At 47.4% G+C, this 25,357-nt stretch carries 25 protein-coding genes and 1 riboswitch; of the genes, 21 read left to right on the top strand and 4 right to left on the bottom strand.

Annotation, left to right across the window (positions count from 1 at the left end; translation table 11 throughout):
* Positions 1-62: 62 nt before the first annotated feature.
* The 6 genes from AACQ84_RS04340 (at position 63) to AACQ84_RS04315 (ending at position 7,429) form a co-directional block, all read left to right on the top strand.
* Positions 63-551 carry a GAF domain-containing protein gene (locus AACQ84_RS04340; RefSeq protein WP_012306480.1) on the top strand — a complete coding sequence of 163 codons (489 nt, stop codon included), beginning with the start codon at positions 63-65 and terminating at the stop codon, positions 549-551.
* A 114-nt stretch (positions 552-665) separates the two neighbouring features.
* Entirely contained in the window at positions 666-1,421 is a 756-nt protein-coding gene (locus AACQ84_RS04335) for a response regulator transcription factor (protein WP_012306479.1), read from the top strand.
* 57 nt (positions 1,422-1,478) lie between these two features.
* On the top strand, positions 1,479-2,825 hold the full coding sequence (gene murD, locus AACQ84_RS04330) for a UDP-N-acetylmuramoyl-L-alanine--D-glutamate ligase (RefSeq protein ID WP_041443388.1): 1,347 nt from the start codon (positions 1,479-1,481) through the stop codon (positions 2,823-2,825).
* Positions 2,826-2,879: 54 nt separating this feature from the next.
* Positions 2,880-4,121 carry a DNA cytosine methyltransferase gene (locus tag AACQ84_RS04325; RefSeq protein ID WP_012306477.1) on the top strand — a complete coding sequence of 414 codons (1,242 nt, stop codon included), beginning with the start codon at positions 2,880-2,882 and terminating at the stop codon, positions 4,119-4,121.
* 181 nt (positions 4,122-4,302) lie between these two features.
* Entirely contained in the window at positions 4,303-5,853 is a 1,551-nt protein-coding gene (locus AACQ84_RS04320) for a sensor domain-containing diguanylate cyclase (protein ID WP_012306476.1), read from the top strand.
* A gap of 373 nt (positions 5,854-6,226) precedes the next feature.
* Positions 6,227-7,429: an NAD-dependent epimerase/dehydratase family protein gene (locus AACQ84_RS04315; protein ID WP_012306475.1), complete on the top strand. Its 1,203-nt coding sequence runs from the start codon at positions 6,227-6,229 to the stop codon at positions 7,427-7,429.
* 202 nt (positions 7,430-7,631) lie between these two features.
* Here the strand turns inward: AACQ84_RS04315 and rpmB are convergent, their stop codons facing one another.
* Positions 7,632-7,868 carry a 50S ribosomal protein L28 gene (gene rpmB / locus AACQ84_RS04310; protein ID WP_012306474.1) on the bottom strand — a complete coding sequence of 79 codons (237 nt, stop codon included), beginning with the start codon at positions 7,866-7,868 and terminating at the stop codon, positions 7,632-7,634.
* 79 nt (positions 7,869-7,947) lie between these two features.
* Between rpmB and AACQ84_RS04305 the strand changes: the two genes are divergently transcribed.
* Positions 7,948-8,136 (top strand): hypothetical protein, encoded by a 189-nt coding sequence (locus tag AACQ84_RS04305; RefSeq protein WP_012306473.1) that lies wholly within the window; start codon positions 7,948-7,950, stop codon positions 8,134-8,136.
* Between the two features lie 130 nt (positions 8,137-8,266).
* Complete coding sequence (locus AACQ84_RS04300) at positions 8,267-9,709, top strand: MFS transporter (protein WP_012306472.1); 1,443 nt, start codon at positions 8,267-8,269, stop codon at positions 9,707-9,709.
* Here the strand turns inward: AACQ84_RS04300 and ctpA are convergent.
* Positions 9,706-10,950 (bottom strand): carboxyl-terminal processing protease CtpA, encoded by a 1,245-nt coding sequence (gene ctpA / locus AACQ84_RS04295; protein ID WP_012306471.1) that lies wholly within the window; start codon positions 10,948-10,950, stop codon positions 9,706-9,708. The two genes, AACQ84_RS04300 and ctpA, sit on opposite strands and share 4 nt — an antisense overlap.
* Positions 10,951-11,180: 230 nt before the next feature.
* Between ctpA and petB the strand changes: the two genes are divergently transcribed.
* From petB to AACQ84_RS04255, 8 genes are all read left to right on the top strand, one after another.
* Positions 11,181-11,849, top strand: a complete 669-nt coding sequence (petB, locus tag AACQ84_RS04290) for a cytochrome b6 (protein ID WP_012306470.1) — start codon at positions 11,181-11,183, stop codon at positions 11,847-11,849.
* Between the two features lie 56 nt (positions 11,850-11,905).
* Entirely contained in the window at positions 11,906-12,388 is a 483-nt protein-coding gene (gene petD / locus AACQ84_RS04285) for a cytochrome b6-f complex subunit IV (protein WP_012306469.1), read from the top strand.
* Positions 12,389-12,604: 216 nt separating this feature from the next.
* Positions 12,605-13,012 (top strand): RusA family crossover junction endodeoxyribonuclease, encoded by a 408-nt coding sequence (locus tag AACQ84_RS04280; RefSeq protein ID WP_012306468.1) that lies wholly within the window; start codon positions 12,605-12,607, stop codon positions 13,010-13,012.
* The gene (locus AACQ84_RS04275) at positions 13,009-13,701 is read left to right on the top strand and encodes a hypothetical protein (protein ID WP_012306467.1); all 693 of its coding nucleotides are present in this window, start codon (positions 13,009-13,011) and stop codon (positions 13,699-13,701) included. The genes AACQ84_RS04280 and AACQ84_RS04275 overlap by 4 nt, the downstream gene beginning before the upstream one ends.
* Before the next feature lie 4 nt (positions 13,702-13,705).
* Positions 13,706-13,891: a hypothetical protein gene (locus AACQ84_RS04270; RefSeq protein WP_085519860.1), complete on the top strand. Its 186-nt coding sequence runs from the start codon at positions 13,706-13,708 to the stop codon at positions 13,889-13,891.
* A 38-nt stretch (positions 13,892-13,929) separates the two neighbouring features.
* A complete protein-coding gene (locus AACQ84_RS04265) occupies positions 13,930-16,188 on the top strand; it encodes an NADP-dependent isocitrate dehydrogenase (RefSeq protein ID WP_012306466.1) in 2,259 nt (752 codons plus the stop codon).
* A gap of 59 nt (positions 16,189-16,247) precedes the next feature.
* Positions 16,248-16,562, top strand: a complete 315-nt coding sequence (locus AACQ84_RS04260) for a type II toxin-antitoxin system Phd/YefM family antitoxin (protein ID WP_012306465.1) — start codon at positions 16,248-16,250, stop codon at positions 16,560-16,562.
* Entirely contained in the window at positions 16,556-16,816 is a 261-nt protein-coding gene (locus tag AACQ84_RS04255; RefSeq protein ID WP_315862064.1) for a Txe/YoeB family addiction module toxin, read from the top strand. Before AACQ84_RS04260 ends, AACQ84_RS04255 begins: the two co-directional genes overlap by 7 nt.
* A gap of 16 nt (positions 16,817-16,832) precedes the next feature.
* Here AACQ84_RS04255 and AACQ84_RS04250 read toward each other — a convergent pair whose 3' ends face one another.
* Complete coding sequence (locus tag AACQ84_RS04250) at positions 16,833-17,726, bottom strand: CoB--CoM heterodisulfide reductase iron-sulfur subunit B family protein (RefSeq protein WP_041443385.1); 894 nt, start codon at positions 17,724-17,726, stop codon at positions 16,833-16,835.
* 86 nt (positions 17,727-17,812) lie between these two features.
* Between AACQ84_RS04250 and AACQ84_RS04245 the strand changes: the two genes are divergently transcribed.
* Entirely contained in the window at positions 17,813-18,574 is a 762-nt protein-coding gene (locus tag AACQ84_RS04245; protein ID WP_012306462.1) for a sensor histidine kinase, read from the top strand.
* Here AACQ84_RS04245 and AACQ84_RS04240 read toward each other — a convergent pair.
* Positions 18,534-19,007 (bottom strand): GNAT family N-acetyltransferase, encoded by a 474-nt coding sequence (locus AACQ84_RS04240; protein WP_315862065.1) that lies wholly within the window; start codon positions 19,005-19,007, stop codon positions 18,534-18,536. The genes AACQ84_RS04245 and AACQ84_RS04240 overlap by 41 nt on opposite strands.
* 362 nt (positions 19,008-19,369) lie before the next feature.
* Positions 19,370-19,469, top strand: a riboswitch (TPP riboswitch).
* 9 nt (positions 19,470-19,478) lie between these two features.
* Between AACQ84_RS04240 and thiC the strand changes: the two genes are divergently transcribed.
* The 4 genes from thiC (at position 19,479) to AACQ84_RS04220 (ending at position 25,270) form a co-directional block, all read left to right on the top strand.
* Complete coding sequence (gene thiC / locus AACQ84_RS04235) at positions 19,479-20,864, top strand: phosphomethylpyrimidine synthase (RefSeq protein ID WP_012306459.1); 1,386 nt, start codon at positions 19,479-19,481, stop codon at positions 20,862-20,864.
* A 291-nt stretch (positions 20,865-21,155) separates the two neighbouring features.
* Positions 21,156-21,371, top strand: coding sequence for a DUF2283 domain-containing protein (locus AACQ84_RS04230; RefSeq protein ID WP_012306458.1), 216 nt, complete (start codon positions 21,156-21,158; stop codon positions 21,369-21,371).
* A 37-nt stretch (positions 21,372-21,408) separates the two neighbouring features.
* Entirely contained in the window at positions 21,409-22,623 is a 1,215-nt protein-coding gene (locus AACQ84_RS04225; RefSeq protein ID WP_012306457.1) for a hypothetical protein, read from the top strand.
* A 454-nt stretch (positions 22,624-23,077) separates the two neighbouring features.
* Complete coding sequence (locus tag AACQ84_RS04220) at positions 23,078-25,270, top strand: ComEC/Rec2 family competence protein (RefSeq protein WP_012306455.1); 2,193 nt, start codon at positions 23,078-23,080, stop codon at positions 25,268-25,270.
* The last annotated feature ends 87 nt before the right edge of the window (positions 25,271-25,357 follow it).

Below are 25,357 nucleotides of genomic sequence, written 5' to 3'. Positions count from 1 at the left end.
ATTAATTCCCAAAGTGAAGGAGATCTTTATAAAATCGAAGGTAATAAAACTAGCAGTCGAATATGTTTGATCGAAGTCTTAATCGAGTGAACGAGCGATTAAATCGCACCCTGACTCGTAATCAATTGCTACAACAGGCCACTGATCAAACACGCTGGCAACTCCGGGTGAGTCGGGTTGTCATTTATTATTTCTACCGGGAATGGAAAGGGCAGGTGATCATTGAATCCCTGAGCCAGAGTGAATTTTCGATTTTAGGCTCGACGGGGGCCGATGATTGTTTTAATGGTGATTATGCCCAACGGTATCTCCAAGGCAGAATCCTACAAATTACAGATATTGAGGCAAGTGATTTTGACCCTTGTCACCTGGACTTTTTACGATCAATTCGGGTGCGGGCCGATCTGGTTGCGCCAATCATCGTCGATCAACGTTTGTGGGGACTGTTAGCGGCTCATCACCATGAAGTCCGGACTTGGCTAGCGGAGGAGGTGGAGTTTGTGCGACAACAGGCGCAAACCCTAGCTGGTGATTTACAACTCATGGACTAAATCCTGACCCTGGCTAAACTTGGCAGTGTGAATGTATAGGAAATCACAATGTACTAGCCAAATCTCTGCCTTTTGATGTATATGTTGGCGTAACCCTGTAAATAATTTATTTTTATGCTCTCCCTTGATTTGATGTCACATACCCTAGATGCTGAGCTATCGACGAAAGCACGGATCCTAGTAGTGGAGGACGAGGCAGTCATTCGTGACATGATTGTGATGGGTTTAGAGGAAGAAGGCTATGAGGTCTTTTTTGCGGATAATGGCCGCACAGGCTTGAATATGCTGCAAAATCCAGAATTCAATGCCCCGGATATGCCTCTGGATTTGGTGATCCTAGATATTATGTTGCCGGAGGTGAATGGCTTAGATCTATGTCGTTTTTTGAGATATCAGGGAAACACAATTCCGATTTTAGTTCTAAGTGCCAAGGCGAGTGAGACAGACCGGGTATTGGGCCTAGAGGTGGGCGCGGATGATTATTTAACCAAGCCGTTTAGTCTGCGGGAGTTGGTGGCCCGGTGCCGTGCGCTGTTGCGGCGTCAGCAGTTTATCCGGAGCACGCCTAAAAATTCGGTACGTCAGTTTAAGGATATTTCTTTGTTCCCGGAGGAGTGTCGGGTGACAGTGCGGGGTGAGGAAGTGAGTTTGTCGCCCAAGGAATATCGTTTATTGGAATTGTTTATGAGCTATCCGCGCCGGGTCTGGTCACGGGATCAGTTAATTGAACAGGTTTGGGGTGCTGATTTTCTAGGGGATACAAAAACGGTAGATGTGCATATCCGCTGGTTACGGGAAAAGTTAGAGTTAGATCCGAGTCAGCCGGAATATTTAATCACAGTGCGGGGCTTTGGCTATCGATTTGGTTAGGGGAAAGCGGCCATAATTCGGTACAATCAGCGATCACATTATTTCGACAGAGATGGTATGGCTCAGGCGCTCGTCATTGGCATTGGTCGTTCGGGAATTGCGGCAGCACGGCTTTTAAAGCGGCAAGGTTGGGAGGTGGTCTTAGGCGATCGCCAAACGGATGAATCCCTCGTGGCAGTGCAACAGGAGCTGTCGGCCCAAGGGATTATGGTCAAACTCGGCCATACCCCCAGTTTGAAAGAAGGCGATCGCCCGGATTTAATCGTCGTCAGTCCGGGGGTGCCCTGGGATATTCCTTTTCTGAAAGAGGCGCGGGATCAAGGCATTGACACCATCGGCGAAATGGAATTGGCCTGGCGCAATCTGGATCAAAAACCCTGGGTCGGCATTACAGGCACCAATGGTAAAACCACCACTACGGCCCTGGTAGAAGCGATTTTTCAGGTAGCGGGTCGGGGCGGCCCTGCCTGCGGGAATATTGGCCATGCCGCCTGCGAGCTTGCGTTGGGAGAAGCCACCCCGGAGTGGATCGTGGCCGAAATTAGTAGCTATCAGATCGAATCTGCGCCGACCCTGCGTCCCCAAATTGGTGTGTGGACGACCTTCACGCCAGACCACCTCGCCCGCCACTACACCCTCGACAATTATCACAGCATTAAAGCGTCCCTCATTCAGCGTAGTCGTCGCCAGGTCTTAAATGGAGATGATCCGTTTTTGCGATCGCAGGCAGAGCAATGGCCCGACGCCTATTGGACAAGCATCAAGGGAGCAGAACATTTACCGTGCGATCCTAAACGGGGGGTATTTATCCAGGATGCTTGGGTGAAAGCCTTTGGGGAATTGGTAATTCCGGTTTCTCTACTCAAAATGGTCGGCGACCATAATCTCCAGAATTTACTCTTGGCGATCGCCGCCGCCCGGTTAGCAAATATTGACAAAGGGGCGATCGCCGAGGCTATTGCTACTTTTCCTGGGGTGCCCCATCGTCTTGAGTTCATTTGCCAGCACCAGGGGGTTGATTTTATCAACGACAGTAAAGCAACGAACTATGATGCTGCTGAGGTGGGCTTAAATGCGGCCCCTGGCCCGGTGATTCTCATTGCTGGGGGCGAACCCAAAGCAGGCAATGCTGGGGCCTGGATCGAAAAAATTAAAGAAAAGGCAGCGACGGTGCTTTTAATTGGTGAGGCGGCCCCCCAGTTTGCTCAGTTACTCCAAGAGAGCGATTACACCCAGTACGAAATCGTTGAAACCCTAGAAAAGGCGATCGCCCGCAGTGTTGCCTTAATTCCGACCTATCAACCGAAAACGGTGCTTCTTTCTCCCGCCTGTGCCAGCTTCGATCAATACCGCAGTTTCGAGCACCGAGGCGATCATTTTCGTCACCTTTGCCAAGCTCTATAGAGCCAAAACCCTTTAGCATTAAAGAGAATTGCAAACACCTACTGGGAGCGCACTGTGAACCAAAGGCCCCTAGCCATTGATTTGTTTGCCGGATGCGGCGGAATGTCCCTGGGGCTAGAAGCGGCGGGCTTTGATGTGGTCGCAGCGGTAGAGATTGATCCCGTCCATGCCCTCGTTCACGAAGTAAATTTTCCCTATGGCGTCACCTTTTGCCGGGATATTCGCCACCTGCAATGGCCAGAAATGCGCCAAGCCATCGAACGGCGGGGCTATTCAACGGCAGACATTGATTTACTCACGGGTGGCCCTCCCTGCCAGGGATTTTCGGTGATGGGCAAACGACAATTGGGTGACCCGCGCAATCAATTGATCTTTGAATATGTCCGTCTGTTACGGGACATTCAACCCAAATATTTCATTTTTGAAAATGTCCAGGGCCTGACTGGGCAACGCCACCAAGGGATGCTAAAACAGCTTTGCCAATCTTTAGGTGAGGCTGGCTACCATGTTTTGCCCCCCCAGGTGCTCAATGGTGCTGACTATGGTGCTCCCCAACGACGTAAACGCTTAATTCTCTTGGGATATCGTCGGGATGTTCCCTCGGTGGCCTATCCAGCGCCGAGCCATGGCCCCGGCCTAGCACCCTATGTTACTGTCCACGAGGCGATCGCCGATTTAGAAACTATCCCTGTTTTTACAGACATTGACCGGGGCATTGTCCCCCCCGAACCTTTGGGAACCTTTGGGCGATCGCTCCATGAGCAGTTTCGCCATTGCCATTCCCGCCACCTAGAACCTAATTTTCTCTGGGGCCACCTTGGTTCTCAGCATCAACCCGAAATCCAAGCCCGTTTCCGAGCCACTCCCCCTGGCAAAAAAGAAGCCATTAGTCGCCTCTTTAAGCTGGATGCCCAGGGTCTCAGCAATACTTTACGGGCCGGCACTCCCACCGAAAAAGGCTCCTTTACGGCTCCTAGGCCGATTCATTACCAACTGCCCCGCTGTATTTCGATTCGCGAAGCTGCCCGCCTACATACCTTCCCCGATTGGTTTCAGTTTCATCGCAAGGTTTGGCATGGCTTCCGGGAAATTGGTAATGCCGTGCTGCCGCTCTTGGCCCAAAAAATTGCCCAAGAAATTATTCACACCTTAGACATTCAGCCGGATTTGCTCCCCCAAAAAACAATTCATATTACCCAAACTGATGCTTTATGGTATCCCCTTGGGCAAGCTAGTCAATATTGGGAAATTCCGCGACATTTAGTGCCACGCCGTCGCCGTCTTTCTCCACCTTAAAAACTCATAAAAATCATATTTTTTGAAACCCAATTTCTCACCTATGATAACTATATTCCTATTTCGCAGACTATCTTTTTAAGCCCCGATAACCTATTAGAAGACCGATTTTGAGCTGGTAGAAACCAGTTTCTTTTTGCTGTTTAATTCTTGTTAACGTTCCTCCCCAATTACTGGTACTATGGATTTTCTCCGACTGCTACACAGTCGATGGCTGCGATGGTTCGGCCTCAATATCTGCTTGGCGATCGCCTATGCCTGGACCGCGGAAATCAGTCTAATTTTTACCACCCTGCCGGGAACCGTCGCTTCAGTATGGCTTCCTTCGGGATTGACATTGGGTTTAATTCTTCTTTTTGGCAATAAAATCTTACCGAGTATTGCCCTAGGTTCCCTTTGGGTTATTTCTTTTGATTTGATCGAACGGGATCCAAATATTAGTATTCAGGCTTTCTTTTGGGTCAACTTTGGTTGCATTGCTGGCAATTTAGTACAACCTCTGTTAGCCCGTTTTATCCTGAAAAAATATTCCCAGAGCCGACATTTTTTTAATCAAGTTCGGGGCGTTTTAACCTACATCACGGCTGCAACCCTTTCGCCAATGGCCTCTGCATTTATTGGTGTCACCAGTATTGTGTTTGCAGAACGTATGGAATGGGGACAGTATGGCTTAAATTGGTTTACTTGGTGGCTGGCGAGCACTTTAGCTCACTTGATTTTCACCCCGGTAATTCTCCTGGGGAAGGACTTTTTTAGCCGAAAAATCCCCTACCATGTCATCGAGATGTTGCTGATTTTAGCTGTTTTCATCAGTGTGAGCTGGAGTATTTTTATTCAAAGTTATCCCGTTGCTTACCTATTGCTGCTGATTTTAAATTGGACAGTGTTTCGCTACGGTGCTTTTGTGTCAAGCCTATTGGTCAGCATTGTTTCTATCTTGGCTATTTATACAACTGCCCATGGTTTGGGTGTCTTTGTTTTAGAGTCCCAAAATCAATCTTTATTGTTTTTACAGTCCTTTATGGGGGTATTTGCCCTCAGTTCTCTGCTCCTCTCAGCGGTCGTGGAAGAACGGAGCCGCGCCCAAACTTCCCTAAAGAAAGCTCTGGATAATTCCACAAAGCTCATTTTAGAAAGAACAAAAGAATTACGTCGTAGTGAAGCACTCCTCCGGCAGACCAACCAAGAATTACAAAAATTAGTCCATTTAGACGGTTTAACTCAAATTGCCAACCGACGTTGTTTTAATCAACGGCTCACGGCGGAGTGGCATCGTCTCTACCGCGAGCAAAAACCCCTCGCTTTAATTCTTTTTGATGTGGACTACTTCAAGCGCTACAACGATTCCTATGGTCACCAACAGGGAGATGAATGTCTGATTCAAATTGCCCAAGCAGTGAAACACCTCCTCAAACGACCGGCAGATTTGGTGGCCCGCTATGGGGGAGAGGAGTTTGTGGTTGTCTTACCGAATACGACTCAGGAAGGCGCAACCATCGTCGCCAAGCGGATTCGACGAACTGTTTTAGAGCTTCAGATTGCCCACAATGCAACGGAGATAAATGAGGCAATTGTTACCGTCAGCCTTGGTGTTGTCAGTGGTATCCCCCAGAGCCAGGAAAAACCCCTAACGTTTGTGAAAAAAGCTGACCAAGCCCTCTATTTAGCCAAACAACAGGGGCGTAATCGCATTGTTGTCGCCGGAGAGTCTGAGTTTCCCCATTTGCCCTAGTCGAAAGGCGCTAGTCCAAAGGCATTAGGTGGCGATCGCCTTGCCTATAATTTGTCAGCCCCTAGGTTTTAAGCCCAGATTAACAGCGATTTATCCCTATGCTAGCCTGGATTAAAAGTCCATTAACCCCGTGCAAGATGATCTCAGGGAACGACCCAACCGTCTATAATGTGGGATGATTTCAACGATTTGCTTTAATTTCGAGCATTTTGTTTTGATCCAAATACCCGACATCCCCTTTGAAGTCATCCTTTTCTACAAACTCGGGAATATATGTATGGCGTACCATGAACCCCAAAAAATTTTCCGGGAGTACACACCATGCACATTACTTTTTAAAGCACCAAAATAAAAAACCTAAGGAGTTGAATCCATGAAAATTATTGTTCTGGGTGGAGATGGGTTTTGCGGCTGGCCCACAGCATTGCATCTGTCGAAAACAGGTCATGATGTTGTTATTGTTGATAACCTTTCCAGAAGAAATATTGATAACGAACTGGAAGTAACATCACTGACGCCGATTAGCCCAATGTCGGTCAGGCTCAGAGCATGGAAAGAACTCACTGGCAAAACAATTCAGTTCTTCAACTTCGATATTGCCCACGAATATGACCAGCTTCTCAAGCTATTCGTTGACTATCAACCGGATGTGGTCGTTCACTTCGCCGAACAGCGGGCCGCGCCTTACTCCATGAAGTCTCCCAAGCACAAGCGTTATACCGTCGATAACAATCTAAACGGAACCAATAACGTACTTTGTGCCATTGTAGAATCCGGCCTTGATATCCACGTGGTACACCTCGGCACCATGGGGGTCTATGGTTACGGTACCGCTGGGATGAAGATCCCCGAAGGCTACCTCGATGTTCAAGTGGTCACCGAAGAAGGCAAAGTGATCGAGAAGCAAATTCTGCACCCAGCAAATCCTGGCAGCATCTATCACATGACCAAAACCCAGGATCAACTATTTTTTGCCTACTACAACAAAAATGACCAAGTCCGCGTCACTGACTTGCACCAAGGGATTGTTTGGGGTACGAACACCGCAGAAACAGCAATGGACGAGCGGCTCATCAACCGCTTTGATTATGATGGCGACTATGGCACCGTGCTGAATCGCTTTTTGATGCAGGCAGCCGTAGGCCATCCGCTGACTGTCCATGGTACTGGCGGCCAAACCCGTGCTTTTATTCATATTCAAGATACGGTGCGTTGTGTTGAACTGGCGATCAGTAATCCTCCGGCGAAAGGGGAACGGGTCAAAATTCTCAACCAGATGACGGAAACCCACCGCGTCCGGGATCTGGCGCAGATGGTGGCGAATATCGCTGGGGCGGAAATTCAATATTTAGAAAATCCCCGGAATGAAGCAGCAGAAAACGAACTGTATGTAGATAATCAGTGTTTCCTCGATATGGGCCTAGAACCGACCAAGCTCGATAAGGGATTGATGTTAGAGGTCACAGAAATCGCGAAGAAATATGTGGATCGCTGCGATCGCTCCCGAATCCTCTGTACTTCTAAGTGGAACCAAAATGCGACCGCAGAACCGCTGAAAGTCCATGCAAAGGTCTAGATAGGTTTAATTAAATTTTGGCGTAATGGGGGGCGATCGCCCCTCTTTTTTGTGTTGACTTGAATTGTTGGCTAGTATAGTGGCGAAGTGGTGAGATGCGAAAAAGAACTGAATTTTTTAAAATTTAGAAATAAATAAAGAAGACCTCCATAGCAACCCATGGAAGTCTGGTGAAAGTAATAAAGAACTGGCGTTTTTGACCTTAGAGTTTGTTAAGGTTGATACCAGCTTCTCTAGCCATGGCATCGATGCCTTTCTTTTCAAGGGTTTTGATGGCTTTGGTGGAAAGACGTAGGCGGACAAAGCGATTGCCTTCGGGCCACCAGACTCTTTTCCACTGCAAATTAACTTCTTGTAGCTTTTTCGTCCGACGGTGGGAGTGGGACACCGCCATCGCATTATTGGCTTTCTTGCCGGTAATCTGGCACTTACGGGACATACGAAAGATCTCCTAGCAATTTTTATAATAAGTAATCCAATCTACAATCATAATGCATTAACGAAGCGAGGCCAAATTCATGCAACGCGGAAAACTGACCGCTATTATTACCGGAGCGATTTCTCTTTTGTTGGCGATCGCCTATTTACTGCTCGTCCAAATTCTAGATTTTCGCGGCGAAATGAAACCCGCGCCGATGGTGGAGATGCTCCCGACAACGATCAGCGTTTTTGCCCAGTCCCACATTGATCAAGCATTTCACTCCTAAGCATTAAAGCGATTTCCCTGGGGCGACCAAGTTGGGCCGCTAGAATGAAATTATGACAACCAATGGGCGATGGTCCTCTAGTCCTCAACTTCACCCATAGGGCGATCGCTCGGCAACTGGAGAATTTTATATGGCTTTTACTGGGGAAGAAAAATCTTCCCAAAATCCAACCATCGCAACCCCCTCAACGGACAATTCCCCGCAACAAAAACAAGAGTTTAATGCCTGGCAACTGTGGAACATGAGCATTGGCTTCCTGGGAATTCAGTTTGGTTGGGGCCTGCAGATGGCCAATATGAGCTCTATTTTTGAACATCTCGGCGCCAGTGCCCACAGTATTCCGATTCTTTGGTTGGCGGCCCCCCTAACGGGTCTTTTGGTACAACCGATCATTGGCAATTTAAGTGATTACACTTGGACTCCCCTGGGACGCCGTCGCCCTTACATTCTCGTGGGGGCCATCTTAGCGTCCATGGCGTTAGTCCTTATGCCCCAATGTGGCAGCCTTTGGATGGCGGCGGGACTCCTGTGGATCTTAGATACCAGTGCCAATACGAGTATGGTGCCGTTTCGGGCTTTCGTTGGCGATTTACTGCCCCAGCAGCAACGGACAAAAGGGTTTGCCATGCAGAGCGTGATGGTTGGGCTAGGGGCGATCGCCGCTTCGATGTTGCCTTGGCTCCTGAGTCACTTATTTGCTGTCAATTCCACCACTGGCCCAGATCAGCAAATTCCCCAATCTGTCACCTGGTCTTTTTATATTGGTGCCGGGCTTTTTCTCACCACTGTACTGTGGACGGTGCTGACCACCTCAGAATCTCCCCCTCCGGATTTAGACCGCTTCGACCAACTCAAGGAAAAACGGGGTGGTATCCGCCAGAGTTTCAGTGAAACCTGGCAAGTGTTGGGACAAATGCCACCGACGATGTATCGACTTGCTTGGGTGCAAATTTTTACCTGGTTAGGAATTTTTTGTTTTTTTATTTACTTCCCGCCAGCGGTAGCCCGGAATATTTTCGGGGCTGTGGATATTCAGTCAACCCTCTATAACCAAGGCATTGAATGGGCAGGGCTTTGTTTTGCGGTGTTTAATGCCGTCTGTATTCCTTTCTCGTTCCTGTTACCCTGGTTAACCCGTCGCCTTGGTCGCAAGGTGATCCACATCATTTGTCTTTTGTGTGGCGGCTTTAGTCTGATTGCCCTCTTAAAAATTCAGCAACCCTGGCTGCTTTTGCCTTCGATGGTTGGTTTTGGCTTGGCCTGGGCCAGTGCCCAAGCGATCCCCTATGCCATTTTGACCTACGCTTTACCGACCCAAAGACGGGGCATTTACCAGGGCATTTTTAACTTTTTTATTGTGCTACCAGAAATTGCCGTTTCCCTAGGCTTTGGCTGGATCATGGAACATTGGCTCCAGGATAATCGACTGACTGCTGTGGTCTTGGGGGGAAGTTTTCTCGTGATTGCAGCGGCTTTGATGTTATTTGTGCCGACGGAGGCAAAACAATTAGCGGGTCTAAAAACATCACCACAGCAAATGGCAGAGCCTTCGGTGGTCGATTCAACGGTTTAGGAAGCTTGGGAAATTTGGGCGATCGCCTGGTCTTGGGTCAATAGATCGAGGGCGGCTTGATATTGCAGATCCGTCTCACTCCCCATCATTGCATAGCCGATCGGCTCTTGGGGCACCACCTCATCGGGCATAATCCCTAACTTGTTAATGTCATGGTGGAGGGGGGTTTCATATTTCGCGACGGTAACGGCCATACCTGCCCCATCCGGCAATTCAAACAGCGATTGAATCAGCCCTTTCCCAAAGGTTTTTTCCCCCACGAGCATCGCCCGGCCATTGTCTTGGAGTGCCCCAGCTAAAATTTCACTGGCGCTAGCGGTCGCTTGATTCACGAGGACAACCAGGGGCGCATCGGTGAGGGGTTGGCCCACAGCACTGTAACTTTCAAAAATCCCTTGGCGGTTGACCGTGTACACAATGGTTTCTTGATCAAGCCAGAGGCGCGCGATCTCGATGCCAGCCTGGAGTAAACCACCGGGATTATTGCGCAGGTCGAGGACATAGCGGTCAGCCCCCTGTTTTTGCAACTGATTCAGGGATTTGATAATTTCTGTTTTGGCGTTGGCACTGAATTGATTGAGGCGAATGTAACCCACTTTTTCGCCATTTTTTTCGTCCAATTTGTCATAGACAGGATTTAAGGCAATGGTGTCGCGGGTCACTTTGACGGTGCGTACCGTGTCTGTTTTCGGAGATTTTACGGTGAGAGAAACGGTGCTGCCTTTTTTGCCACGCATTCTTGCCGCCGCCTCCTCAAGGCCAATATTGCGGGTGTCAATGCCATCAATGGCTAAGATTTGATCCTTGGCTTCAATGCCCGCCGCTTCTGCTGGGGAGCCAGGCAAGGGCAAAATCACTTCTAAAACATCGACTTCTGGATTGACATTGATCTGTAAACCGACCCCCGACAGTTCACCAGAGGTACTGACTTTTAGGCTGCGGTACTGCTCTGGGCGCAATAGACGCGTGTAGGGATCATCGAGGAGGGCCAACATTTCACCCACAGCTTCATAGGCTTCGTCGCGGGTTTTGAGGGGCCGCTTCAGGAATTTTTGCCGGATGAGCCACCAATTTTGGTGATTAAAGGTTTCATCGACGTAGGCTTGACTGACGTAACGCCAGGCCTGGAGCAGTAAATCTTGTTCGTCGGTAAAGGCGATCGCCCGCTCCATAGGCCCAAAGACCAATACCAACACCAGCAAAAGACTGCAAAGACCAGCCTGTAAACGTTTTCTCAGCATCCGTCGAGTTTTATGAAAAATACTTGATTATTTTTAACACTATAGCGAAATTAACAGCCCTTTGACGGTTTTTGAGGTTATCCTGGGGCGATCGCCGTCCATAAAAATTTGCCCTGACGCCATTAGGGTCATATCCGCCAAAAAGCCCGATAATCCTGTTACTTCACCACTTGACAGAGCAAGCTGTGTTACATTTTTGTAAAGAGATTTTTCGTTTCTAATCAGGCTTCATGTTTACAAAAGAAGTTACCGACTCCAAATTATATAAGTGGTTTAACGAACGACTAGAAATCCAAGCGATCTCTGACGACATTTCTAGTAAATACGTTCCCCCCCACGTCAATATCTTCTATTGTCTGGGTGGTATTACCCTTACCTGTTTCATTATCCAGTTCGCCACTGGATTCGCAATGACCTTCTACTACAAACCCACCGTAGCAGAGGCATTTACTTCCGTTCAATACATCATGAATGAAGTGAACTTCGGGTGGTTGATCCGTTCGATCCACCGTTGGTCTGCCAGCATGATGGTCTTGATGATGATTCTTCACATTTTCCGGGTGTACCTCACCGGTGGCTTTAAACGTCCCCGTGAGCTGACTTGGATTACTGGGGTCATCATGGCGACGATCACCGTTTCCTTCGGTGTAACTGGTTACTCCTTGCCTTGGGACCAAGTTGGTTACTGGGCAGTCAAGATTGTGTCTGGTGTACCTGCGGCGATTCCTGTCGTGGGCGACCAAATGGTTGAGTTGCTCCGGGGTGGCGCAAGCGTTGGCCAAGCAACCCTAACCCGTTTCTACAGTCTTCATACTTTTGTTTTACCTTGGTTGATTGCGGTCTTCATGTTGGCCCACTTCCTCATGATCCGTAAGCAAGGTATTTCTGGTCCTTTGTAAGGATCAGGTTTTCCGTTTGCTCAAAACAACGTTCTTGTTGAGGAGAACTTTTACTCATGTCTATCATGAAAAAGCCGGATCTTAGCGATCCAAAACTCCGGGCAAAACTGGCTCAAAACATGGGACACAATTACTATGGTGAGCCGGCTTGGCCCAATGACATTCTATTTACCTTCCCCATCTGTATTGCGGGAACCATCGGTTTAATTACCGGCTTGGCGATTCTCGATCCAGCGATGATCGGTGAACCGGGTAATCCTTTCGCAACACCCCTGGAAATTTTGCCGGAGTGGTACCTCTACCCCGTCTTCCAGATCCTCCGGGTACTGCCCAACAAACTGCTGGGTATTGCTTGTCAAGGGGCGATTCCGTTGGGTTTGATGATGGTGCCTTTCATTGAAAGCGTCAACAAATTCCAAAACCCCTTCCGTCGTCCGGTGGCGATGGCTGTTTTCCTCTTTGGGACTGCGGTCACTCTCTGGCTCGGTGCGGGTGCTTGTTTCCCTATTGATGAGTCTTTGACTTTGGGCCTGTTCTAAAACCCACGCCTAATTTTTTGGACTAATTTTATTTTTCATTTCTAAACAGATTGGCGATCGCCCCCTTTGGCTCCGGCTAAACGATGGCGATCGCCTTTTTTGTTAGGATGGTGAACACCTGACTTCTAAAGGAAGTCAAGATCTAGTCGCTTATTATATTGTGTTACTCACAGACATATAGGAGTATAAAATAACTAACCCTTTCTAGTTGAAGGCATGTTCTCAAGACTTGAGTTTATAGTGGATGGACCACCTGTATCACAACAGACCCGTAGACGTGAGCGTCTTAGAGATTGGAAAAGAGTGGTACGACAAGAGGCAGAGAAATATTGGTCATCTGGACAAAAAGCAACTACTGGTCTAATCATGCTACAAATAACCTATTTCTATGATTCTGTTGCTATCGATGTAGATAATATTGTTAAGCCGATTCAGGATGCCATAATCGGATTAGTTTATATTGACGATGATCAAGTCACTGATGTTCTTGTCAGGAAACGAGATTTATCAGGTAACTTTAAGGTAGAACATATGACCTTAACATTGGCGGAAGGTTTTTCTCGTGGAAATGAATTTTTGCATATTGTCGTAAATGAGGCTCCTGATCAAGAGGTACTTACATGATGACAACCCAAACAGCCAATCTAGAAAGAGAGCGATTACTACAGCTAGCTGAAGAATATCGTGAAAAGGGATATGAAATTTCTTTTGAGCCTAACCCTGAAGACCTGCCTGATTTTCTGAAAAATTATCGCCCTGACATGATTGTAAGGCGGGGAGATGAAGCGGTTATCGTTGAAGTAAAATCACGTCGCTCACTGAATGCTTCCTCTAGACAATATTTACAGACTTTAGTCCAATCTGTAGAACAGCATCCTGGTTGGCGATTTGAATTAGTGATGACTAATCCAGAAGATGTTGTGTTTTCTCTACAAGCGGAAAGCCCTCTTCAAAAACCCGAAATAGAAACAAGACTACAAGTAGCCAGGAAACTTGCAATGCAACATCCAGAGTCAGCTATTCTCTATGCCTGGTCTCTTGTTGAGGCAACTTTAAGGCTTGTTGCAGAGCATGAGAGAATGAGTTTACAAAGACTTGATCCACTTTATTTAGTCAAACAATTAATGACTGAGGGAGTGATTTCACGTCCTGAGTATCAGTTACTCATAGATGGACTTTCTTTGCGTAATGCGATTGCCCACGGCTTCAAAGCAAACCAAGTTACAAAAGGGTCTGTGTATCAGCTAATTGATCTTACAGAGCTGCTATTGAAAACGTTGCAGATGAGTACCGAAGCAGATCAATTGTGTTGAGTTAGTGCTTTTGATACTGCACATCCTCCAATTTAAGGATGTCATCGATAGGGATACCTTTTGTTATGGAAACAAATCCCTTCAGAGTTTTGCAAAAGGCGATCGCCCCCTTTGGCTCCGGCTAAACGATGGCGATCGCCTTTTGCATGACCCCTATCAGCATTTCCAGACGGAGAAGCGTCAAGGCTAGACCCTGTGCCATGTATCATTTAGGCTGAGAAACATTCCGTGACACGACGCCTAAGCGATATGAGCAACCAGACCTCGAAAATTACCTACACTTTTACCGACGAAGCCCCTGCACTGGCGACCTACTCCCTTCTCCCCATTGTGGAAGCCTTTACGACTGCGGCCAATATTGAGGTGGAAACTAAGGATATTTCCCTCGCTGGGCGGATCATTGCAAATTTCCCGGAATATCTCACCGCCGACCAACGCCGCCCCGATGCCCTCGCTGAATTGGGTGCTCTCGCAAAAACTCCCGACGCCTACATCATCAAGCTGCCCAATATTAGTGCCTCTATTCCCCAATTAACGGCAGCAATCAAAGAATTACAGACTAAGGGTTACAACATGCCGGATTATCCCGCAGACCCCAAGACCGAGGCAGAAAAGGAGATTAAAGCGAAATATGCGAAAGTTCTCGGTAGTGCCGTAAACCCGGTTCTACGGGAAGGCAATAGCGATCGCCGGGTCGCCGCTGCCGTTAAAGAATATGCCCGGCACAATCCCCACAAGGTCGGGGAATGGACAAAGAACTCCAAATCCCACGTCGCCCACATGGATGAGGGAGATTTCTATGGCAGTGAGCAATCGGTCGTTATTGAACAAGCGGGCACCCTGAAAATTGAACATCAAGGCACCGATGGCACCGTCACTGTTCTCAAAGAAGCCATTCCCGTGCTTGCGGGTGAGGTGGTCGATGCTGCGGTGATGAGCGTCAAGGCCCTGCGTGCTTTCTATGAAAAAGAAATTGCCGCCGCTAAAGCCGAGGATATTTTATTGTCCCTGCACGTCAAAGCGACGATGATGAAGGTGTCTGACCCGATTCTTTTCGGTCACGCCGTCACCGTTTACTACAAAGATGTCTTTGCGAAATATGCCGATACTTTCCAAGCCTTAGGTGTTAGCCCCAATAACGGTTTAGGGGATGTTTACGCCAAAATTGCCAACCTTCCCCCAGCAGAAAAAGCGGCGATCGCAGCGGATCTCCAAGCGGTTTATGACAAGCAACCCCGTTTGGCAATGGTTAATTCCGACAAGGGCATTACCAACCTCCATGTGCCCAGTGATGTGATCATTGATGCGTCGATGGCGGCAGCGATTCGCACCTCCGGGAAAATGTGGGGAGCCGACGGGAAGGCCCACGATACGAAGGCGATGATTCCCGACCGTTGTTACGCCACTATGTACCAGGCCTGCATTGAATTCTGTCAAGAAAATGGCGCTTTTGACGTCAAAACCATGGGCAGTGTCGCCAACGTGGGACTAATGGCGAAAAAAGCCGAAGAATACGGTTCCCACGATAAAACCTTTGAAATTGCCGCCGCTGGTCAAGTGCGTGTTGTTGATGGGCAGGGCAATGTTTTAATGGCGCATCCCGTGGAAAAAGGCGATATCTGGCGGATGTGTCAGACTAAGGATGTGGCGATCCAAGATTGGGTGAAATTGGCAGTTAATCGCGCCCGCCTCACAGGAAATCCCACCGTATTTTGGTTAGATGAGAACCGCGCCCACGATGCCAAAATTATCGCCAAGGTTAAAGAGTATTTACCCCAGCATGATCCGAGTGGTTTGGATATTCACATTCTCCCGCCAGTGGATGCGATGAAATTTACCTGCACCCAAATTAAAACTGGTCAGGACGTCATTTCGGTTACGGGAAATGTGCTGCGGGACTATCTAACGGATTTATTCCCCATTCTCGAACTGGGTACGAGCGCCAAAATGCTCTCGATTGTGCCGTTACTCGCTGGCGGTGGTTTGTTTGAAACGGGCGCGGGCGGTTCTGCCCCGAAACACGTCCAACAGTTCCTTGAAGAAGGTCACTTACGCTGGGATTCCTTAGGGGAATTTTTGGCGATCGCCGTTGCCCTCGAAGACCTCGCCCAGAAAACAGGCAACGACAATGCTCTCGTTTTGGCAGAAGCCCTAAACAAAGCCAACAGTCAGTACCTCAACAACGATAAATCTCCCTCCCGCAAGGTGGGCGAAATTGATAACCGGGGCAGCCATTTTTATCTGGCACTCTATTGGGCCCAAGCCTTAGCGGAACAGGACAAAAACCTCGAATTAAAAGCGAAATTTGCCCCCTTAGCCCAAGCCTTAACGGAAAACCAAGACAAGATCGTGGCGGAGTTAAATGCGGCTCAAGGTCAATCGGTTGATATTGATGGGTACTATTTTGCTAATTCTGAAAAAGCGAGTCAGGCCATGCGTCCTAGTGAAACTTTAAATCAGGCGATCGCCACCTTGATTACTGCTTAAAAACCCAATTTTTCGAGGATCGGCTTCGTGGAAACAAAATATTTTCTGAGGCCGATTTTTTGATTACTGGTTTATCTAGCAAAAAAGATATACTAGGAATAATTTTAAAGCCCACGAAAAAAGCGATGGATTTGCTCACAGTTCAAGAAGCGCAAAATAAACTCCAGCGACTCATTGATGAAATTGCTGATAGCCATCAACCGATTGTGATTTCTAGTGAACACAATAAAGCTGTGATGATTTCACAAGCTGATTGGGACGCGATCCAAGAAACCCTTTATTTAGTCAATATTCCAGGCATGAAGGCATCCATTCAAGAGGCAGCTAGAGAACCTCTAGAAGAATGCATTGCCTTGGAGAATCTGGACTGGTGAGCTGGAAAATAATCTTGTCAAAGCAAGCAGCTAAAGATGCCAAAAAGATTGCATCTGCTGGTTTGAAGCCAAAAGTTCAAAAACTTCTGGGAATTCTCCAAGAAAACCCCTATCAACCTCCCTACGAAAAATTAGTGGGCGATTTAAAAGACTATTATTCACGCCGCATCAATATTCAACATCGTCTGGTTTACCAAGTTTTAGAATCCGAGAGAATGATTAAAATTTTGCGGATGTGGAGTCACTACGAATAAACATTTGACTCTTTTCTTAAAAACCCAATTTTTCGAGGAGCGGCTTCGTGGAAACAATATGTTTGCCGAGGCCGAGTTCCTTAGGAGAAATACCCAATGCAAGAGCCACTAATTGGGGCAAATGGAGCACAGGAATTCCCAATTTCTGGCCAATGACTTTTTCGACTTCTGGTTGGCGCGAGTCTAAATTGAGATGACAGAGGGGACAGGGGGTCACTAGGCAATCAGCTCCGGCGGCGATCGCCGCTTGTAGATGTTTCCCTGCGAGACGAAACGCTTGTTCTGTGGCATAACTAGAGAGGGGCCAACCACAGCATTGGGTGCGACCATCATAGATAATTGGCGTTGCCCCAACCGCCGAGAAAACAGACTCCAGAGAATGGGGCTGGACAGGGTCATCAAAGGGAAGACTATTTTGAACCCGGAGGAGATAACAGCCATAAAAGGCGGCACATTTGAGTCCTCGGAGAGGCTTAATTACTTTTTGGGTGAGCTTATCAAGGCCATAATCTCCCACGAGCGCCCAGAGTAGATGTTTGACTTCGCTAGTGCCTCTGTAGGGTGAACAGTGGGATGCACTCAGGAGTTGATTGACCTGGGAAAAATAATCTGGATTATTGTCTTTGGCTGCTTTGAGGCGTTCATCGACATGGCCGATTACCCCTTGGCAGGTGCTGCAGTGGGTTAGTAAGGGTAAATTAAGCGATTCAGCCAACGCGATGTTGCGGGCATTGACGCTATCTTCTAGGAGTTGGGATTCTTCTTTGTAGGTGCCAGAGCCACAACAGGCAGCTTGCTTGAGTTCGATTAATTCAATGTCGAGGGCTTGGGTGAGGGCCGCCGTGGAGAGGTACAGTTCCCGACAGGCTCCTTGGGCGACACAACCGGGAAAATAAGCATAGCGCAACATTTCAGCCAAACCTTAGGATCTTGGAGGATGTAGGTTCATCTTATCGTTGCTCGTTTCGTAGTCTGTGAAAATAGTTATGTTTTGTTATGTCTAATGGTCTTTCTGCTTTGAATACGGATTTGGCGATCGCCCTCCAGTGGGGACAATTCCAAGCGCGGTTTTTTGGCCAAGTGGCCCACGAATTGCGATCGCCCTTGAGCACGATCATGGGGCTGCAGCAGCTCATTTTGAGTGATTTGTGCGAAAGTCCTGACGAAGAACGGGCCTTTATTGCCGAAAGTTATGCCGCCAGCCAAAAATTACTGGGATTACTTGATTTGGCGATCGCCGTTTCAAAGTTAGATTATGGTCAAAGTTCGAAACAGGCGGAGTGGTTTGATCTCGAAACGCTCCTCGCAGAACTAGAAAGCTTGCTCAGGGTGAAGGCCCAGAATAATAATTTGCGGTTGATCATTGCGCATCCGGTCGGCGCTACCCTGGATATTTTCGGCGATCGCCACCACCTCCACCAGTTTTTTCTCACCCTTATTGATACCACCCTACAACGGGCTGAACAAGGAACAATTCACCTCAGTTATGGGCTACAACAACCCAATAAAATCACGTTTCAACTGACCTCAACCCAGACCACGGACTTTTGGTGTGAAACCCACGTGCCGGATTTAACCCTAGGCGATCGCCCAAGCCTCGAAGAAGTCCAACAACTAGCCCAAGCCCTTGAATTTTCTCCAGCCCTAAAGTGGCAACTGTGTCAAAAGTTGCTGGCAAGCTACGGGGGGACCCTAACCCGCCATTACCAAGACCAAACTATGCAGGTAATGGGGCAGTTTCCTCAACCGCACAGGTAATCACGCTGATCGGATGCTCGTGGTTGTGGAGCACCATGGTAGTCGTCGCATTTTCTTTAAAGCCGATGCGCTCATAAAACGTCTGTTGGTGGGTGGTCATCAAATACACCCGTTCGACTCGACACATCCGCGGATGGCTAATCAGGGTTTCCACTAACTTACGGCCTAGGCCCAACCCTTGATAATCGGGGTGAATCACTACATCCCACACCGTCGCCCGAAAGACACCGTCTGAGGTTCCCCTGGTAAAGCCAATGAGGCGATCGCCATCCCACACCGTCACCACCGGATCACTGTAGGCGATCGCCGTTTCTAGATCCGCCAAAGAGCGTTCCCTCGCCCAAAAGGCCGTCGCATTAAACAACGCCTGCAACTGCACCAGATCAATCCTGGCCTTATCCACAGAAAATAAAATATTGCTGCAATCCGAAATTTTATTCATAGCCTTTTAGACGCAGAGGGAATAAAACGAAAACACCCAGGGCAACCCTTTCCTTGTCCCACGGGAATGTTCTAGGACAGGCGGATCGCGAGTGCAAAAGAACAATAGCTAAAAAAGCCACCCATTCTAATTAACCCATTAGCAATCTTAACCTGAAAAATTTGTCCATCATTGTAACCAGTTCCGCCATACATCCGGTGATGAATTGTTGATTTTTAGCTTTTTCCCCAGAAAATAGCGATTTTCCAGACTGCTGTCCAAAAATCCTTAAATCTGCCCAAATCCCATCAGACTCTGATCCCAGCCCCGCCATACTTCCCAAGACTTTGCTAAGGAGTGATGTTAGAATTTATTGCCATAGCTAGGGGTGTCTGTCATAGGAATCAGACTGAGATAGTCCCTTAGAACCTGAGACTGGGTAATACCAGCGTAGGGAAGCTGTTAATAGAGGATTAAAACAATATGAGAGCTGATTGGGTCGCCAAACGGCAAGGTCAAAGTAACGTCTCCCAAATGCACTACGCACGCCAAGGCGTTATCACCGAAGAAATGGACTACGTGGCAAAGCGTGAGAATCTGCCCGTTGACTTGATTCGCGACGAAGTAGCCCGGGGTCGCATGATTATCCCGGCTAATATCAATCACACCAACCTCGAACCGATGTGTATCGGCATTGCTTCGAAATGCAAAGTCAATGCAAATATCGGTGCGTCCCCCAACTCCTCTGAAATTAATGAGGAATTGGCTAAGCTACAACAGGCCGTTAAATATGGTGCGGATACTGTGATGGATCTCTCCACTGGGGGCGGCAACCTGGACGAAATTCGTACTGCCATTATCAAAGCCTCACCGGTGCCCATCGGGACTGTGCCCATTTACCAAGCCCTAGAAAGTGTCCATGGCAACATGGAAAACCTCACGGCCAATGATTTCTTGCACATCATCGAGAAGCACGCCCAGCAAGGGGTGGACTACATGACCATCCACGCCGGGATCTTGATCGAGCATCTGCCCCTTGTGAAAAACCGGATTACGGGGATTGTGTCCCGTGGTGGTGGAATCCTTGCCCGTTGGATGTTGCATCACCATAAGCAAAATCCCCTCTACACCCACTTTGACGACATTATCGAAATCTTTAAGCGCTACGATGTGTCCTTCAGCCTTGGGGATTCTCTGCGTCCTGGCTGTACCCACGATGCTTCTGATGAGGCGCAACTCGCTGAACTGAAAACCCTAGGTCAACTGACCCGTCGCGCTTGGGAACACGATGTCCAAGTGATGGTAGAAGGCCCTGGCCACGTCCCCATGGATCAGATCGAGTTCAACGTGAAGAAGCAGATGGAAGAGTGCTCTGAAGCACCTTTCTATGTGCTCGGCCCCTTGGTGACTGATATTGCGCCTGGCTATGACCACATCACCTCGGCGATCGGGGCGGCGATGGCTGGCTGGTACGGCACGGCAATGCTCTGCTATGTCACCCCCAAAGAGCACCTCGGCCTACCTGATGCGGAGGATGTGCGGAATGGTCTCATCGCCTATAAGATTGCGGCCCATGCGGCAGATATTGCCCGTCATCGTCCTGGGGCACGCGATCGCGATGATGAGTTGTCCCATGCTCGGTATAACTTTGATTGGGAGAAACAGTTTGAACTGTCCCTCGATCCTGAGCGTGCTCGTGAATACCACGATGAAACTCTTCCCGCAGATATCTACAAAACAGCAGAATTCTGCTCGATGTGTGGCCCTAAATTCTGTCCGATGCAAACGAAAGTTGATGCGGATGCGTTAACGGAACTGGAAAAGTATTTAGCTAGTACTGCCGCCAAGGAAGAACTCGCCAAAGCTTAAGCCTTATTTATGGGGTGTGTTATTACAAAATAATGCACTCTATACTCACGTTTTCTGCATGAAATTCACACAATATTTTTTAACGACGAGACAACGTCCGGATCGAAGCTTAATAAAATTAGAATGGATTGAGTTCGTGATTCTAAATCCCGAAAAAGAGCAAATCCAGGAAGATGGACGTATCAAGAGATGGGCAAGAATTCATGAAATGGATAACCGGGCATTGAGGGTTGTTTTGCTTCAGGATGGAGAAACGATTCACAATGCCTTTTTTGATCGGAGTTTTAAAAAATGAAGATTCAATATTTTCAAGATACAGATACTCTATATTTAGAATTCAATCAAAATCCGATTGTAGAAACGAAAGATATTAACGAAAATACCCTCGTCGATTTAGATCAAGATGGCAAAGTCTGCGCAATCACTATCGAGCATGCTCAAAACCTAACAAATTTAAATACTTTTTCTTTTGAAACTATCGCCCCAGATATAATTCTGGCCTCTTGACAAGTTATTGTTTTTATATTGATCGCAGTATTTTCAGATGTCTATTGACAAAAATCTTTTTAGTAAATGTGTTAAATTCGATGATCGTAGACGGAAATACTGCCTTGACTTTTCATCATTAATTAATAAATTAATACTATTCGACAAAGTTATTTTAGATTCTCCTAATTTTTATGAGGTCAATGGTCTCGTAGAAGAATTGGGTTTTGAACAAACTTTATCTTTGCTCTCATCTGGGATCTTGAAGTTTTCGTGTGATCTTCGTATAACTTCTCAGGTTGCACAAAATCAACACATTATTTCAAGTAAGAAAACTTATCCACAGGGATTTTATCAAATTCAATATGCTTTTGCTGCTGAACAAAAAATATGGATTAGTGACAATCTTAAGAATATCAGGCACTCTGAACTCAGCAAAAGTAAAGTAAAGAAGCTTAAGCTGACAGTAGTTGAATCCCTTGACAAAAACTATTTAAAAGACAATATCGATCTACTAAAACAGACAGATGAGGACTTGCAATTTAACCGTGGCGTTAAAGTTGCGACCTTAAATGTTTTAAAAAAAGAATATAGCATGGAATTAGATTCAGAAATTTTTGATATTAAACTACATCAAGTAGACAAATCTATTTTCAAAGTCGAGACTAACTTGAGTGATCTGTGCTCTCTAAACGAAACAGAAATATATAAAATTGTTGAAAAGGCGGTGTTGGGAATCGGGAATTTCAATCTGCGTATGGCAGAAATGAACATGCACAATGCTTTATCTTGTTTTATGCGAGACGAAATAGATCTGTTGAAAAATAGGTTGGAGTATATTTTCTTTAAAAAGGATGACCCCAATAAGCTCGAAGCAAATTTCGATTCTATTTTAAACCTAAAAAGACACCCTAAAATAATTGCAGAATCCAATCCCAAGATTGATATTAATAAATTAATGAAGGTTAGACAAAGTGACGAACTTAAACTTTTTCGAAATTGGTTAAAAGATATTGAAGAAGTTAAAGAGAAAGAGATCCTTCAAGAATTGAATAGTATTCGGGCAAAACTTGGAGTCAACTTAAATACTAATACAGGCAAATTTTTACGACTAGGTATGTCTACCCTTGCCGGATTAATTCCTAATATTGGAATGCAGGCAAGTATACCTTTAAGTGTACTGGATAATTTTCTCTTAGATAAAGTTTTGCCAGCTTCTCCTATAGTCACTTTTGTTGATGATCTATACCCATCTATATTTAAACAACATTGATCACAACATAGCCGCTAATTTTTTCAAGGTTTTTTCCTCGCTTATCTGGCTCGATTGTAATAATGTTTTGGTAACTCATGACTGCAAGCCTGCCAAAGATCCATATTTAATGGTATGTGATTTTGAGAAGACGATCGCCTTTTTAGGGAGTCAACGAACAACCCTGGTCACGGGTGAGAGAAACAACACTATGACGCGCATAGGGTTCTGCCTTGGAGGTCTTTAGCAATGTCAATGCGGATTTTTATGGTGCTCATTTGGGGATGGCTCGCGAAAATCGACGGTAATACAGAGGATGGCCCATTCTTGGTGCTCAACGGCATAGTCATTGATTCACACAAATTTTCTACTCTGAGTCCTTCTACCGTTTCCTCCCCAATTCCCATGGATAAAGTCGAGCTAAGCTTGTGGGCAAGTTTTTGTACCTTTGCTTGCAGATTTGCTTTCTTTGCCTATGGTTTTTCAGCGTGGTATCGTCCTCTGTCTTGGATATCTCATTGGTCTTGGTTTAACGGGATTTTGGGGGCCACTGAACCCGCAACCTTCTTTGCTGCAGTGGGGGTTATTGGTTGGGGCGATCGCCTTGGGGACAATCCTCGCAACAATTTTTCTTCCCCGTTATCTCTGGCAAGTACCGCGCCACTTCTGGCCGATGCTGGGATTGGTGATGCTGCTGGCTGTAGTTTATAGTCAAGGGCGTCTACCCCGTCCGGCGACCAATGGTCTCTATAGCCTCACCCAAAGTCAGCCCAGTTTATTACAAAGTCCTGTAGAAATCCAAGGGCAAATTTACCGCTCCATCACCACACAAGAGCCAAATAAACAACGGTTTTGGTTTCGGGTGCAAAATGTAAACCTAGGGCAAAATGTTGCTCCTCAAAAAGAAAATTTATATGTCACGTTAAGCGGAGATTTTTCTCAATTTAAGCTTGGCGATCGCCTCCAGTTGACAGGGCGTTTATACAAACCCCAACCGCCCCAAAATAAATTTGCCTTCAGTTTTCCGGATTACCTACGCCAAAACAATACTTTTCTGGGTTTTAGTGCTTGGGAAGCGGCATTAACCCGACGGGAAGAGTCGCTCACAGAAATACTGCGCCAACGGATTCAACGGAGTCATCGGGAATTTTTACCAGACAAACCCGCTAGCTTGCTCAGTTCTATGGTGTTGGGGCGTCAGACCACCAATTTAGACCCCGAAATTTATGATTTGTGGGTCAAAGCGGGCTTGGCCTATACCGTCGCCGCGTCTGGGTTCCATGTGTCGCTGTTGTTGGGGGTCGTGCTGTGGCTCCTACGAAATCAAGAAGAGAAAACACAATTCTATGGCGCGGCAGGAACTTTACTTGGTTACGTGCTGCTGACGGGTTTCCAGGCTTCGATTCTCCGGGCGGCCTTAATGGGGATGGGGGGTTTAGTGGCCCTAGTACTTGATCGCAAGGTCAAGCCCATTGGTCTTTTGCTAATGACGGCAACGGTGTTACTCCTGATTAAACCGCTATGGCTTTGGGACTTGGGCTTTCAACTCAGTTTTCTGGCAACCTTTGGCCTATTTACGACCCTAGAGCCACTTCAAAAAAAGCTAGATTTTCTTCCCCCAACGGTGGCAACGGCGATCGCCATTCCCATGGCCGCCAGTATTTGGACATTACCCTTACTGGCCTACAAATTTAATGTGATCGCCACCTACTCGATCCCCACCAGCATTGTGCTATCGCCCGTCATTGGCCTAGTCAGTTTGGGCGGTATGGTCAGCGGTGCCGTCGGTCTATTAATCCCAGAACTCGGTGGGGCGATCGCCTATGGGCTGGGTTGGCCTTTACGGGGGATGATTTGGCTCGTGGAACAGGTTGTGGCGTTGCCTGGGAGCCAAGCGAGTGTCGCCGCGCTACCTTTGCCGCAACTGCTTGTTTTCTATGGAGTGATGCTGTTGATTTGGCGCTCTCCCTGGGCCCAAAAACAGGCCAGGCCCCTCATCGGCGGTTTACTAATCCTTTTCGTTACAGTGCTGGTTTATCGTCACTTCAATACCACTCAAGTGACGATTTTTGGCGATCGCCAAACCCCTATAATTGTCGCTCAAGCGGGCGGTAAAACCCTGGTAATTAATGTCGGTTCCCCTGGATTTTGGGAATATACCCTCGAACCCTTCCTGCGTCGCAGCGGCCTCAATCAAATTGATGGCTTGCTTTCCCTGACGCCCCCCGACCCCGCCGCCCAAACCGTTGATTTTTCCGGTGAACTGCCTATCAAACAGCGTTTTTCACTCCCTCAATCTCCAGATAAGGTTACAATCCTCCGCCCCCTCGAACCGAAACGCTTCGGCCCGATCCGCTTGCAACTCCTCCAGGAAGATTTGCATATTTTAGAAATTCGTCTCCAAGGCCAAGCTTTTTATCTCCTCAGCAAACAAACCGCCGACGCCGACTTTATCGCCCAGTGGAATCCAGCCATTCTCATTGCAAAGGCCGCTGATCTCGATTTCAAAATCTGGCAGACCCTCAAACCCCAAAAGGCGATCGCCATTGGCTCTCCCCAGGGTCATTTTTTGGCCCCCAATCGCATCGTTTACTGGAGCGAAACCGACGGCACGATTCAATGGACGCCCCGCCAGGGTTTAAGCAGCCTTGCGCCCAATCTCCCCTAGGCCCAAAGCCTTTTCCTGAGCCAGTTTATGCCCCAAAGACTGTGGTAAAATAGGAGTCTATTTGACCGAAAAAATCCAGTTAAAAAA

It is taken from the genome of Picosynechococcus sp. PCC 7002, assembly GCF_963860125.1.
Classification (GTDB): Bacteria; Cyanobacteriota; Cyanobacteriia; order Cyanobacteriales; family MRBY01; genus MRBY01.
This window is presented reverse-complemented; position numbering and strand designations above follow the sequence as displayed.

Excerpts from the sequence above, each read along its gene's own strand:
- AACQ84_RS04220 (WP_012306455.1), top strand. The coding sequence starts at position 23,078 with ATGGTTTTTCAGCGTGGTATCGTCCTCTGTCTTGGATATCTCATTGGT.
- petD (WP_012306469.1), top strand. The coding sequence starts at position 11,906 with ATGTCTATCATGAAAAAGCCGGATCTTAGCGATCCAAAACTCCGGGCA.
- AACQ84_RS04225 (WP_012306457.1), top strand. The coding sequence starts at position 21,409 with ATGTCTATTGACAAAAATCTTTTTAGTAAATGTGTTAAATTCGATGAT.
- AACQ84_RS04275 (WP_012306467.1), top strand. The coding sequence starts at position 13,009 with ATGATGACAACCCAAACAGCCAATCTAGAAAGAGAGCGATTACTACAG.
- thiC (WP_012306459.1), top strand. The coding sequence starts at position 19,479 with ATGAGAGCTGATTGGGTCGCCAAACGGCAAGGTCAAAGTAACGTCTCC.
- ctpA (WP_012306471.1), bottom strand. The coding sequence starts at position 10,950 with ATGCTGAGAAAACGTTTACAGGCTGGTCTTTGCAGTCTTTTGCTGGTG.
- AACQ84_RS04320 (WP_012306476.1), top strand. The coding sequence starts at position 4,303 with ATGGATTTTCTCCGACTGCTACACAGTCGATGGCTGCGATGGTTCGGC.
- petB (WP_012306470.1), top strand. The coding sequence starts at position 11,181 with ATGTTTACAAAAGAAGTTACCGACTCCAAATTATATAAGTGGTTTAAC.
- murD (WP_041443388.1), top strand. The coding sequence starts at position 1,479 with ATGGCTCAGGCGCTCGTCATTGGCATTGGTCGTTCGGGAATTGCGGCA.
- AACQ84_RS04315 (WP_012306475.1), top strand. The coding sequence starts at position 6,227 with ATGAAAATTATTGTTCTGGGTGGAGATGGGTTTTGCGGCTGGCCCACA.
- AACQ84_RS04335 (WP_012306479.1), top strand. The coding sequence starts at position 666 with ATGCTCTCCCTTGATTTGATGTCACATACCCTAGATGCTGAGCTATCG.
- AACQ84_RS04245 (WP_012306462.1), top strand. The coding sequence starts at position 17,813 with ATGTCTAATGGTCTTTCTGCTTTGAATACGGATTTGGCGATCGCCCTC.
- rpmB (WP_012306474.1), bottom strand. The coding sequence starts at position 7,868 with ATGTCCCGTAAGTGCCAGATTACCGGCAAGAAAGCCAATAATGCGATG.
- AACQ84_RS04250 (WP_041443385.1), bottom strand. The coding sequence starts at position 17,726 with ATGTTGCGCTATGCTTATTTTCCCGGTTGTGTCGCCCAAGGAGCCTGT.
- AACQ84_RS04300 (WP_012306472.1), top strand. The coding sequence starts at position 8,267 with ATGGCTTTTACTGGGGAAGAAAAATCTTCCCAAAATCCAACCATCGCA.
- AACQ84_RS04340 (WP_012306480.1), top strand. The coding sequence starts at position 63 with ATGTTTGATCGAAGTCTTAATCGAGTGAACGAGCGATTAAATCGCACC.
- AACQ84_RS04230 (WP_012306458.1), top strand. The coding sequence starts at position 21,156 with ATGAAGATTCAATATTTTCAAGATACAGATACTCTATATTTAGAATTC.
- AACQ84_RS04305 (WP_012306473.1), top strand. The coding sequence starts at position 7,948 with ATGCAACGCGGAAAACTGACCGCTATTATTACCGGAGCGATTTCTCTT.
- AACQ84_RS04280 (WP_012306468.1), top strand. The coding sequence starts at position 12,605 with ATGTTCTCAAGACTTGAGTTTATAGTGGATGGACCACCTGTATCACAA.